Here is a 12,495-nt window from a genome sequence, read left to right as displayed (position 1 = left end):
CTAGTGAAAATAGTCATTTTGGGGGCCGGAGCTGTAGGTAGCACTCTCGCTGATCTGTTGTCTCAGGAAAATGATCTCACCATTGTAGACAATGATCCTGTCAAGCTGCACAAATTAGAAGAAGAAGCAGATATAAAAACAGTCCTTGGCAGTGCATCTTTCCCAAACATTCAGGTTACAGCTGGAATTAAAGAAGCTGACATGGTTGTCGCAGTAACAGGAAGTGATGAGATCAATCTCGTGTCTTGCATGATATCTAAAGTATTGAATGATTCCGTAAAGACCATTGCAAGAGTCAGAGAAATTTCATATCTAAAAGGCAAAACTAAAGAGGCTATGGAATCAGGCCAAATTCCAGTGGATATACACATAAGCCCAGAGCAACTCATTACTGATCATATTGAAGGTCTCATTGAAGTTCCCGGCTCCTTACAGGTCATGGAATTTGGCCAAGGTGAACTAAATTTAGTAGCCGTAAAAGCCGTAGATGGAGGCCCTATGATTGGACACGAAATTGGGGATCTAAAAAAACACATGCCAAAAGTTGATTCAAGAGTGGCTGCCATTTTTCGAGATGGTCAATCAATTGTGCCCACAGGGCAAACAACTATAAGTGCTGGAGATGAAGTGTTTTTCATATCAAAAAAAGGTGAAGCATCAAAGGTTGTAAATGAAATGCGCAAAAAAGAGGATCCATATAAAAATGTCATAATAGCTGGTGGAGGCAAGATAGGCAGTAGACTGGCGAAAAGAATTGAAAAAAATCACAGAGTAAAGATCATTGATTCTGACCACAAGAGAGCAAAAAGATTATCGGAAAAGTTGGAACAAACTATAGTGCTAGAGGGCAATGTTTGCGACAAGCATTTGCTTCATGAAGAAAATATTGAAGGGACCGACGTATTTGCAGCTGTAACGAATGACGACGAAGCAAATGTTATGTCATGTCTTCTAGCAAAAGACATGGGAGCACACAAAGTTGTAGCGCTAATAAACAATCCAGCTTATGTCGATCTTGTTCAAGATAAGGGTATAGATATTGCTATTGCTCCCTCCCAAATAACAATTGGAACTTTTATTGCAGAAATTGAGGGAAAAGATGTAGTAAAGGTACACTCATTACGCCGAGGAGCAGCTGAAGCAATCGAAGCAATAGCTAAAGAATCGCCTTCTGGAAAGGAAAGTAGTATCGGTAAAGAGTTAGGAGAAATTTCCTTACCAGAAGGAGCAACAATTGGCGCTTTAATAAGAGATAGTAAAGGAAAGATAGCTCATGATCACGTACATTTAAGGGAGAACGATCATGTTATCGTATTTTTAACGGACAAATCAGTCATAAAACAAGTCAAGGAAACATTCTCTCCTTTATAGAAATGAAGTTTCCATACACAACTAGTATTTTAGGAGCGCTTTTGATGCTATTTAGCGGAGTTGCTCTTTTTTTTCCGGCGTTTCTCGCTTACTTCTTGGAAGAGAACGAATTTATCTATAACTTTGGTTTTACAGGCTTTATAACTTTTATTATTGGATGTTTTCTTTTTTTCTTGTCTTCAGAAAAGGATGGAGATCTAAGAACAAAAGATGGTTTTATTATAACTATTTATTTCTGGACTGTACTAGGGTTTTTCGGATCAATTCCATTCTTTTTAGCGGATTTAGAAGGAGTTTCATATGTAGATTCACTTTTTGAGTCGATATCAGGCTTAACAACAACAGGGGCGACAGTTTTGGTCGGTTTAGATGAAATGCCAAGGTCGTTACTTTTCTACCGCCATTTACTTCAGTGGCTGGGAGGCATGGGCATTATTGTCCTAGCTGTTGCGGTTCTTCCTTTATTGGGAGTTGGAGGTATGCAACTATACAAAGCTGAAACTCCTGGACCGCTTAAAGATGCGAAGCTTACTCCCAGAATTACTCAAACAGCGAAGGCATTATGGTTTGTTTATGTATTGATGACAATATCATGTTCAGTTTTATATAAATATTTCGGCATGAGTTGGTATGACGCAATATGTCATGCCTTTTCAACCATCTCAATTGGAGGCTTTTCTACACATGATGAGAATTTTGCATATTTTGAGAGCAGCAGCCTAAGATGGACTGCGATTGTGTTTATGGTTATTTCAGGAGTAAATTTTGCTCTCCATTACCTGGCATGGACTAAAAAAAGGCTGTTTCACTATTTTTATGACTCTGAAGTAAAGCTCTATCTATCACTATTAATTAGCACAGCATTTATAACTTATCTTACCCTCTACTATAGCAATAATATATATGATGAAATGATAGTAGATAGTGTGTTTCAAGCAGTCTCTATTGGAACAACTTCTGGTTTTCTGACTTCTAACTATTCTAATTGGCCCTTATTTGTTCCAATCATGCTTCTCATTGCAGCCTTTATAGGAGCTTGTGCAGGTTCTACTGGTGGTGGAATAAAGGTCATAAGAGCCCTTATACTCTTAAGGCAGGGATCAAGCGAAATAACCAAGCTAATACACCCTAATGCAGTTGTGACAATAAAGTTTGGCAAGAAATCATTAGACCCAAGGGTTTCAGAGTCTGTATGGGGATTTTTTGCGGTCTATGTGGCTACTTTTCTAATTATATTAATGTTTCTATTGTCTCAAAACATGGATTTTCTAAGCGCATTCTCAGCAGTAGGAGCTACTTTGAATAATTTAGGTCCTGGACTGGGCATTGTTGCTGAGAATTATATGAATATATCAGATTCCTCCAAAGTAGTACTTTGCATGGCGATGTTATTGGGAAGATTAGAAATATTTACAATGCTTTTGCTATTTACTCCAGCTTTTTGGAGGAATTAAGTGAATTATCACGTCTCGATTTGCTGTACATACTGATCATCAAAAGCTTAGAGGCAATTCCTTATAAAGTACTATTTTATACAGGTAAGGTTTTGGCCCTTTTACTATACTTATTTCCAAATAAGCATAAGAGAATCTCTAGGGCTAATCTTGAATTAGTCTTTTCTAACAAAACGCCCTCGCAAATTAATTCAGTATTAAAAGATAGCTTGTTTCACAGCATAATGAATTTTCTTGAAACAGGGCTTGTTTGGGGCAAGAAGGATTATAAAAAAAATAAGAAGTTTATAAATGTTGAAAATTTTTCTGAAATTGAAAATTCTTTATCATCAGGTAAAGGTGTTCTTCTCTTTACGCCCCACATCGGTAATATAGAAATTATCATTAATTTTCTTGGTCAGCATACAGATTGTACGATTCCTTATACTCCGCCAAAAAATAAAGACTTGGATAAAGTGATCACTGACTCAAGAAATAGCGCTGGTGTAAAAATGGTAGAGACAAATGTAGGTGGAATAAAAGAAATGCTATTAGCTTTAAATAATAAAAAATTGGTAGCAGTAGCTTCTGATCAAGTACCAAAAAGAGGTGCCGGAATAAGCTCAATATTTTTTAATAATGAAGTCTATTCCATGAATCTTTTACCAAAATTACAACAAAGAACTGAATGCGCTGCGCACTTTATGTATTGTGAAAGAAAAGAAAAAGGGAAAGGATTTATTATTCATTTCCATAACAAAATTGATTTTTCATCAGATGACAAAGAAGGGGTAGATAAAATGAATAACGAGTTTGAAAAATGTATAATGAAACTACCTGGACAATATGCTTGGGAGTATAAGAAATTTAAGAGGACAAAAAAAGCTTCCATATATGATATATAATTCAACTATAGTAAGTACTCACTAACATTATGAATAATGCCTCAATGGAAGACTTAGTCTCTTTATGTAAAAGACGAGGTTTCATATATCAATCCAATGAAATTTATGGAGGTCTACAAGGCCTTTATGACTATGGACCTTTAGGAGTTGAACTTAAAAATAATTTAAAAAAATCTTGGTGGAAATCCATGATATATGAAAGGGATGATATAGAAGGAATAGACTCGTCCATTTTAACCAACCCTCTTGTCCTTAAATATTCTGGACATGAAAACACGTTTACTGATCCTTTGGTCGATTGCAAATCTTGTGGTGAAAGATTCAGAGCAGATCAAGTACCAGATTATTGTAAGAAAGAAGATTTAACAGAGCCAAGGCAATTCAACTTAATGTTCAAAACGAATGTTGGGCCAATTGAAGATGGAAATTCCTTTGCCTACTTAAGACCTGAAACAGCTCAAAATATCTTTACGAATTTTAAAAATGTTCTAGATTCTAACCCTCACCCTCTTCCGTTTGGGATAGCTCAAATGGGTAAAGCATTTCGAAATGAGATAACTCCAAGAAACTTTATATTTAGAGTACGCGAATTTGAGCAGATGGAACTCGAATTTTTTGTAAAACCAGGTGAAGATGAGGAATGGCATAAAAAGTGGACTGATTTAAGGCTGCAGTGGTGGGAAGATCAGGGGGTAAGCAAGGAGAGCTTGGAGATATATCATGTTCCCGATGATGAGTTGGCACACTACTCTAAAGCTACTGTGGACATTATGTATAACTTTCCGCATGGTCTAGAGGAACTGGAAGGAATAGCCAATAGGACGGATTTTGATCTAGGATCCCATACTAAAGGCCAAAAGGACCTTAATATAGATGCAACTGTTGCAGAAAATACTCAATCAAATGCAAAACTTGCTATACAAGACCTAGAAACTAAACAATGGGTGGTTCCATATGTAATTGAGCCTTCTGCTGGGGTTGATAGAGGATTTTTAGCTATTCTCAACGAAGCATATAAGGTTGAGAGCCTTGAAAATAATAAAGAAAGAACGGTTTTATCTCTAAAACCACATCTTGCACCTATAAAAATTGCTGTTATTCCTCTAAAAAGAAATGAAAATTCGATAGTAATGACATCAGTAGATCTAAAAAATGACTTACAGCGAACAATTGAAGGACGAGTTCTTCTAGAAAACACTGGTAACATCGGCAAAAACTACAGAAAACATGACGAAATTGGTACACCTGCCTGTATCACCGTCGATTTTCAAACTCTTGAAGACAATACGGTAACTATAAGAGATAGAGATACAATGGATCAAACAAGATTGAAAATAGACGAAGTTAGAACCTTTTTAGCGCAAACTTATAAGATTTAGAGATTAATGGATGACGTTGTAGTCTTAGACAGGGACGGGGTCATTAATGTTGACCTCATGACTTATGTGACTAAGCCGGAAGATTTTGAGCCTATTGAAGGTAGTTTGGAGGCTATTGCGCTTCTTAATAAACATGGCTTTAAAGTTGCGATTGCCACTAATCAGGCTTGCATTGAGAAAAAAATTATTACAGATGCTGATTTATTAAAAATTCACAACCACATGGAGGATCTGCTCAAAGAAGCTGGAGGGAAAATTGCTCACATCGCTTATTGTCCTCATGCGCCTGAAACTAAATGTAAGTGTAGAAAACCTGAGACTGGTCTCTTAGAAGAAATTGAGAAGACTATTGAAGTTGATCTCAAAGGAAAACATTTTATAGGTGATAAAGATTCGGACATCTTGGCAGGGAGAAGACATGGCTGTGTTCCTATGCTTATTAAAACAGGTGGTTATGGAGAGAAGGTGTATGGAACGGATATAAGTCCGCCTGATGAGCATTGTTTTAATGACCTTCTTGAAGCTACTGAATATATTTTAAACTCTAAAAAGTGATTGTTGTTAGATCGACTATTTTTTACCTTGGCTATTTGAGTTCAGGAATAATAGCGAGCTTATTGGCCTGTGTGATCGGGCCTTTTTTAGGGCTGGAAAATAGACTAAGACTTTTTTCGCAGTGGCCAAAGTTTGCCAATTGGTTTTTACATTTATCTTGCGGGATTAAAGTAGAAGTTATTGGAAAAGAGAACTTACCAGCTGAGCCTTGTGTCATTGTTTCTAATCATCAAGGTCAGTGGGAAACCTACTCGATGCAATATCTTTTTCATCCCATGTGCACCTTACTGAAAAAAGAATTGCTGTACATTCCTCTTTGGGGGTGGGCTATGAAAATGTTAAATCCGATTGCTATTAATAGAAACAAACCTAAGGAGGCTATCTTGCAAACTCTGGAGGAAGGCTCAAATAGATTGCAAAATGGAATGTATGTTTTATTGTTCCCAGAGGGAACCAGGGTAGAAGCTGGTATGGTTGGAAAATATGCAAGGAGTAGCTTTGAATTGGCGAAAAGAAATGGCGTAATGGTGTTGCCATTATGTCATAACTCTGGAGATTGCTGGCCAGCACATAAATTCATCAAAAAGCCTGGAAAAATTACGTTAACTATTGGAGAGCCTTTTTATGTTGAAGATTCAAGGCAATCAGCAAAAGATGTAAGAAAGTGGGTAGAAAAAAAACTAAATTCTTAGATCAAGCTAAACATCAAGATTAACGACGAGTTTTGCGTTTTCATCTATGAATTCTTTACGTGGCTGAACTTCATCACCCATTAATGCCTCAAAAAGTGAACTAGCAGTTGCAGCATCATCTATTGTGACTTGACCAAGAATTCTCATGTCGGGATTCATGGTGGTATCCCACAGTTGTTCTGCATTCATTTCGCCTAAACCTTTATATCTTGATTTTGTAAAAGACCTTTCAGAAATTTGTAAAACCTCTTCTAGAGCATGTTCAAAGTTATCAATGTATATCTGCTTGCCATTAATTTCAAAATAAGCATCTTTACTGAACATATCTGTCATATCTGCTCCATGACTAGAAATGTCTTTGTATGCCTTAGATTTAAAGAAACTTTTATTAAGATGCCATTCCGACTCCGTACCATGTTTTATTAAAGAGATTCTAGGTTCTAATTCATCAGAGCCCTCTCGGGATATAGCTTCAACTTTCCAAGACGATCCTTGTTCCGCTTTTTTGTTTAAGTACTTTTCAATACTTGATGTCCATTTTTTTAATGCCTTTTTATCATCTAATCCCTTAAGTTGGGCTGTATGCTTCACGCCTTCTAGCAACTCTACAGGATATATGTGGGTTAAGCCCCTAAGAATGCTTTGTATCTTTTCGTGTTGTGAAATAAATTTACCAAGCGCCTGGCCTGTAATTGATTCTCCTTTCTTATTTAATACAAGCTTTGCGTCATCCAAGATTTCCGCAACTAGAAGTTCTCTTAATTCCGAATCATCCTTGACATAAGTCTCCTGTTTGCCTTTTTTGAGTTTATAGAGAGGAGGCTGCGCTATATAGATATAGCCTTTTTCAATAAGTTCAGGCATTTGACGATAAAACAAAGTTAATATCAAAGTTCTGATGTGAGACCCATCTACATCAGCATCTGTCATAATTATTATTCTATGATATCTCAATTTCTCTTCTTGCCAGTCTTCTCCTTTTATCCCGCAACCTAAAGCGGAGATTAAAATAATAATTTCTTCTGACGATAGAACCTTATCTAATCTTGCTTTTTCTACATTGAGGATTTTGCCTTTCAGAGGAAGAATAGCTTGAAAATGTCTATCACGTCCTTGCTTTGCAGAACCGCCTGCTGATTCTCCCTCAACTAAATATATTTCGCTTTTAGCAGGATCTTTTTCTTGGCAATCCGAAAGTTTTCCTGGAAGGCCACCGCCTTCGAACACTCCTTTACGCCTGGTAAGTTCTCTTGCTTTACGAGCAGCCTCTCTAGCTCTTGCAGCTTCAATTATTTTTGTAGCGATTAGCTTTGCCTCTGCAGGATTTTCCAAAAGATATTCTGTTAGGGCTTTATAGGTTTCTTGCTCAACTGCTGGTCTTACCTCTGATGAAACTAATTTATCTTTGGTTTGTGAGGAAAACTTAGGATCAGGGACTTTAACAGAGACAACAGCGACTAAACCTTCTCTGGCATCATCGCCGGAGGTAGATACCTTCTCTTTGTTCATCCCCTCCTTTTCCATGTAGTTGTTCAATGTCCTTGTTAAGGCTGTCCTGAATCCTACCAAGTGAGTCCCACCGTCTCTTTGCTTAATATTATTTGTATAGCATTGAATGTTTTCTTGATAGCCATCATTCCATTGCAGTGATACCTCAATGGTTATGCCGTCTGCTGCCTCTTTTACAAAATGGAATACAGAATTTACAGTTGTTCTTTTTGTGTTCAAAAATGATACGAATTCTGCTAATCCACCTTTGTGGAAAAATTCTTTTTTCTTAGAATTTCTATCATCAATTAAGATAATTTTAAGGCCTGCATTTAGGTATGACAGCTCTCGAAGTTTTGTCTCTAAAACATCGTACTGAAAAATAATGTCTGAAAAAGTAGTAGGCGATGGAACGAATGTAACTTCAGTTCCAGTTTTATCAGTTTTTCCTGTTACCTTTAATTTTCCTTTTGGTGCACCATCTGCGTATTCTTGCTCATGTACTTTGCCACCCCTATAAATAGTTAGTTTTAAATCTTGGGACAAAGCATTAACGACCGAAACACCGACGCCATGCAAACCTCCTGAGACCTTATAGGAATTATCATCAAACTTTCCACCAGCATGCAGTTTTGTCATGATTACCTCTGCTGCAGACATTCCTTCATCATGCATATCAGTTGGAATACCCCTCCCATTGTCCGAGACAGAGACACAATCATCTGACAATATTTTTACTGTTATTTCATCACAATGCCCAGCTAGCGCCTCATCAATTGAATTATCTACTATCTCGTACACCATATGATGTAATCCCGTTCCATCATCGGTATCTCCAATATACATTCCTGGCCTTTTTTTAACGGCCTCTAATCCCTTCAGTACCGTTATGCTCGAGGAATCATAAGACTCAACTTCAGCTTTTTTTGTGGCTTTTTTTTGTGGCTTTTTAGTAGCTTTAGATGAATTTGATGCGGAAGATTTTTTCTTGGTTGGCATATGTATATTTTAATACATAATTAGATATTAATCTGTGTAAAGTTTGTCATTTTTTTTAAGGATTTGTGCATCTCTTCACCCTCAATCCCTGTTAAAATTATTTGATTCTCTGATTCAAGAATCTTCATAACTATAGATGTGAGGTTTTTTAAATCTAGTTCAGACCCTAGATCATCTATCATAAGAAGAGTTTCAGTATCTATTAAGTCTTTCAAAAGCTTTGTGCTTGATAAAAAAACTAATAAAATCAGTATCTTAAGTTGTCCTCGTGAAAGATTTGAGGAAGCTTTTTTATTATCTACAGTAAATATGTAGTCCATTCTATGCGGCCCTTTAGATGTATAACCCAATGCCTTATCTCTCTCTAGACTTTCAAACAAAGATTCTTCTAGTTTCTTTGAACGTTCCCAACCTTTGGAAAAATTTAAACTTAATTTATCAAGGTAATTAAAAGAGCCATCAGAGACATTTTTCTCCATTGATTCTATTGTATGCTCTTTAAATATCTTAAAAAAATTATATTGCTCCAGGCTGAGTTCTAAACCTAATGCTGATAGCTTCTTACCCCACAAGGAAACTTCTGAGGTAGAGAGCCTTTTCTTTAGAGCCCTATTCCTTTGTTTAAGGACATGTTGATAGGCATTGTGCAACTTTTTTATCTCAGGTTTCACGTGAAACATAAGATCATTAAAAAACTCCCTTCTTATTTCTGGTTCACCATCTATCATTTTAAGGTTTTTAGCTATTACAACCTGCAAAAAATATAATTCACCCTTTTTTATAGACAGCCCTCCAAGCATTCTTTTTGAGAATAGTCTTTTATTATGATTATTTTCAACAACAAGAGAAAGGTCTTTGCCTTTAAATATACCTTTTGCAGATACACTATAAAATTCTTTATCAGAATGAATACACTCTTTTGTCTCCTTTGCTCGAAAAGAATTCCCAGTTAATAATATATTTAATGACTCCAAAACTGTTGTTTTTCCTGAGCCATTCTCGCCTAATATTAGATTTATACCATCAGAGAAGTTTAAAGTTTTATCGTGAAAAAGCCTAAAGTTCTTTAGGTGTAGCCTCTGAAGAGGCATTACAGCCTCATTGGCATAATGACATACACGTCATCTTCAGAATTTTGTTCCTTGATAATGCAACTAGAGTCTTCACCGTAGAACTCAAAAGAAACAGTTTCACTGTCTATAGAATTTAGAACATCTAACAGATATCCTATATTGAATCCAACTTCTAGTTCAGAACCTTTATAGATAACATCTACTTCTTCTTCTGCTGATTCTTGTTCTGGGTTGTTAGCTGTAAGTTTAAGTTTATCCTCAGATAATTGGAATCTTACACCTCTGTACTTTTCATTTGATAAAACGGATGCTCTAGAGAGCGCGGATTGAAGGATTTCTTTGCTAATCTCTAAAGGCAGAGGCTCCCCTGTTGGAAAAACTTTATTGTAGTCTGGATATTTTCCATCTATTAATTTGCTCGAGAAGCTAAGGTTTTCAGAACGTATAACGACATAGGAGGCGCCTACTAGAAGTTCTACAGTCCCCTCATTCGGTGAAAGAAGTTTAGAAAGTTCAAGAACTGCCTTTCTTGGTAGAATATTTCTTAAATCTAAATCTGCATCATTAGTTGTTGCTGATGAAAAAGCCAATCTATGGCCATCAGTTGCAACTCCATTTATCTTATTGCCCTCTATCTCTAAAAGCATACCGTTTAAATAATATCTAACATCTTGTGAAGCCATAGAAAATGACGTTTTAGATAATAATCTTTTTAGAACACTGGACTCGATAGTAATTGGGGTTTGCTCTTCATTGATCTCTATTTCAGGAAAATCATCTGAAGAAATTGTTGCAAAATCAGCATGAAAATTACTAGAACTCACGGTCAGTTTTCCATTTGATAGAGAAAAGTTAACATTTTCCCCTTCCGGCAATGACCTACATAATTCTGACATTTTTCTTGCAGAGACTGTAGTTTCGCCCTCCTCATGAATTTCAATTAAGTCAGAATAAGTTTTTATTTGTATCTCTAAATCAGTAGCAGTTACTTCTAATTTTCCTTTAACTGTTTTCAGCCTTAAATTTGCTAAAATAGGTATTGTTTGGCGTCTCTCAGCTACAGCTGCGGCATTTTGAAGAGAATCAACTATTTGTGCTTTTTCTGTGATGAATTTCATTGTTATATTATATAGTTAAAACCCGTAAAAGCTTTCTGTAATCTTCCTCTATATCCAAGTTAGTGGCCCTTAGTTCATTTATTTTTTTACAAGCATGTATCACTGTTGTGTGGTCCCTTCCGCCAAAAGACTCGCCTATTTCAGGCAAGCTATAGTTTGTAAGTTCCTTTGCCAAAAACATAGCCATCTGTCTTGGTCTTGCAACTGATCTACTTCGTCTCTTAGAGAGGATATCACTCATTTTAATGTTGTAATACTCAGCAGTTGTCTTTTGAATATTTTCTACACTTACTTGCCTTGCCTGAATAGCTAAAAGATCTTTTAAAGAGTCTTTTATAAGGTCAATACTTATTTGTCTTCCAGTAAAGTTCGAGTTCGCAATTACTCTTTTTAGAGCTCCCTCTAGCTCCCTTACATTCGATCTTACTTTTTGGGCTATGAAAAAAGCAGATTCTTCATTGAGCTCATGGTTCATAGTCTTTGCTTTGCTTAAAAGTATTGCAACTCTTGTTTCTAGTTCAGGCGGCTCTATAACGACTGGCAAACCCCATCCCAATCTCGACTTTAGTCTGTCCTCTAATCCTTCTATTTCTTTAGGATACTTATCGCAAGTTAGAATCATTTGACTTCCCTTTTCCAGTAAAGAATTGAACGTGTGAAATAATTCTTCTTGTGATTGCTCCTTTTTTGCAAAAAACTGAATGTCATCAATCAATAGCGCATCTAAAGACCTATAGTGTTGCTTAAATTCATTAATTGCTCCTAATTGTAGTGATTTTACCATATCACTCACAAACTTCTCTGAATGAACATAAGCTATTTTCTTTTTTGGATCTTGTTTCAAAATCTCATTTCCCACTGCATGCATCAGATGAGTTTTTCCAAGTCCCACGCCGCCATATATAAAAAGAGGATTATATGAATTTTTAAGACCATCGCCTATTTGTCTGGAAGCAGCCAATGCGATGTGGTTTGACTTACCCTCTACAAATGTTTCAAAAGTGAAACTGTCAATTAAATTGCTTTTTTTAGGCGCCTCTTCAGAATTGGCCGATCTAGTCGTTATTTTAGGTGTAACACTATCACTTTCTGGATCCTCATCGGTGCGCTTGTCGTGGTAGTCAACAAAGATTTCAAAATTAAGATTAAGGTCACTCTTGCTAGTAATGGCGCTTAATCTTTCTTTGATGGTTATTCCATAATTATCTTCAACCCAATCAGATATAAACTTGTTTGGAGCTAAAACACTGTAAGAAAGCGGGTTTGAACCATTGTTTTGTTCTAAAGTTAGTGGTGCAATCCATGTAGAATACTCCTCGATAGGCAAATCTCTTTCTAAAGTTTTCTTACATTCTCCCCAAAAGTGCAATTCGGTCATGAGTTCGATTATATATAGATTGATAAAGTTATCCACAGTATAAACACAGATTTTTATTGTGGATAACTTGTTAATATATTGTTTTAATTATTTTGCTTGTCTTA

General features: G+C 36.2%; 10 protein-coding genes. 6 read left to right on the top strand and 4 right to left on the bottom strand.

Annotated elements, in window-relative coordinates; translation table 11 throughout:
* Positions 1-3: 3 nt before the first annotated feature.
* The 6 genes from trkA to M9C83_00025 are packed head-to-tail and all read left to right on the top strand — an operon-like array spanning position 4 to position 6,335.
* Positions 4-1,371 carry a Trk system potassium transporter TrkA gene (gene trkA / locus M9C83_00050; protein URQ66626.1) on the top strand — a complete coding sequence of 456 codons (1,368 nt, stop codon included), beginning with the start codon at positions 4-6 and terminating at the stop codon, positions 1,369-1,371.
* 44 nt (positions 1,372-1,415) lie between these two features.
* Positions 1,416-2,825 (top strand): TrkH family potassium uptake protein, encoded by a 1,410-nt coding sequence (locus M9C83_00045; GenBank protein ID URQ67415.1) that lies wholly within the window; start codon positions 1,416-1,418, stop codon positions 2,823-2,825.
* A 20-nt stretch (positions 2,826-2,845) separates the two neighbouring features.
* Positions 2,846-3,709, top strand: a complete 864-nt coding sequence (locus M9C83_00040; protein URQ66625.1) for a lysophospholipid acyltransferase family protein — start codon at positions 2,846-2,848, stop codon at positions 3,707-3,709.
* Between the two features lie 29 nt (positions 3,710-3,738).
* Entirely contained in the window at positions 3,739-5,088 is a 1,350-nt protein-coding gene (locus M9C83_00035; GenBank protein URQ66624.1) for a glycine--tRNA ligase, read from the top strand.
* 6 nt (positions 5,089-5,094) lie between these two features.
* On the top strand, positions 5,095-5,643 hold the full coding sequence (gene gmhB / locus M9C83_00030) for a D-glycero-beta-D-manno-heptose 1,7-bisphosphate 7-phosphatase (protein ID URQ66623.1): 549 nt from the start codon (positions 5,095-5,097) through the stop codon (positions 5,641-5,643).
* Positions 5,644-5,678: 35 nt separating this feature from the next.
* A complete protein-coding gene (locus M9C83_00025; protein ID URQ66622.1) occupies positions 5,679-6,335 on the top strand; it encodes a 1-acyl-sn-glycerol-3-phosphate acyltransferase in 657 nt (218 codons plus the stop codon).
* Positions 6,336-6,341: 6 nt separating this feature from the next.
* Here M9C83_00025 and gyrB read toward each other — a convergent pair whose 3' ends face one another.
* Genes gyrB through dnaA form a run of 4 tightly spaced genes read right to left on the bottom strand, consistent with a single transcriptional unit; the run spans position 6,342 to position 12,382 of the window.
* Complete coding sequence (gyrB, locus tag M9C83_00020) at positions 6,342-8,822, bottom strand: DNA topoisomerase (ATP-hydrolyzing) subunit B (GenBank protein URQ66621.1); 2,481 nt, start codon at positions 8,820-8,822, stop codon at positions 6,342-6,344.
* 20 nt (positions 8,823-8,842) lie between these two features.
* A complete protein-coding gene (recF, locus tag M9C83_00015; GenBank protein ID URQ66620.1) occupies positions 8,843-9,913 on the bottom strand; it encodes a DNA replication and repair protein RecF in 1,071 nt (356 codons plus the stop codon).
* On the bottom strand, positions 9,913-11,013 hold the full coding sequence (gene dnaN, locus M9C83_00010) for a DNA polymerase III subunit beta (GenBank protein URQ66619.1): 1,101 nt from the start codon (positions 11,011-11,013) through the stop codon (positions 9,913-9,915). The genes recF and dnaN overlap by 1 nt, the downstream gene beginning before the upstream one ends.
* A gap of 7 nt (positions 11,014-11,020) precedes the next feature.
* The gene (gene dnaA / locus M9C83_00005) at positions 11,021-12,382 is read right to left on the bottom strand and encodes a chromosomal replication initiator protein DnaA (protein ID URQ67414.1); all 1,362 of its coding nucleotides are present in this window, start codon (positions 12,380-12,382) and stop codon (positions 11,021-11,023) included.
* Positions 12,383-12,495 lie beyond the last annotated feature (113 nt).

It is taken from the genome of SAR86 cluster bacterium (genome assembly GCA_023703575.1).
GTDB lineage: Bacteria > Pseudomonadota > Gammaproteobacteria > Magnimaribacterales > Magnimaribacteraceae > Magnimaribacter.
This window is presented reverse-complemented; position numbering and strand designations above follow the sequence as displayed.

What these genes read in the sequence shown, in the direction of transcription:
- M9C83_00045 (URQ67415.1), top strand. Translation starts at nt 1,416, where the DNA reads ATGCTATTTAGCGGAGTTGCTCTTTTTTTTCCGGCGTTTCTCGCTTAC.
- M9C83_00035 (URQ66624.1), top strand. Translation starts at nt 3,739, where the DNA reads ATGAATAATGCCTCAATGGAAGACTTAGTCTCTTTATGTAAAAGACGA.
- gmhB (URQ66623.1), top strand. Translation starts at nt 5,095, where the DNA reads ATGGATGACGTTGTAGTCTTAGACAGGGACGGGGTCATTAATGTTGAC.
- gyrB (URQ66621.1), bottom strand. Translation starts at nt 8,822, where the DNA reads ATGCCAACCAAGAAAAAATCTTCCGCATCAAATTCATCTAAAGCTACT.
- recF (URQ66620.1), bottom strand. Translation starts at nt 9,913, where the DNA reads ATGCCTCTTCAGAGGCTACACCTAAAGAACTTTAGGCTTTTTCACGAT.
- dnaN (URQ66619.1), bottom strand. Translation starts at nt 11,013, where the DNA reads ATGAAATTCATCACAGAAAAAGCACAAATAGTTGATTCTCTTCAAAAT.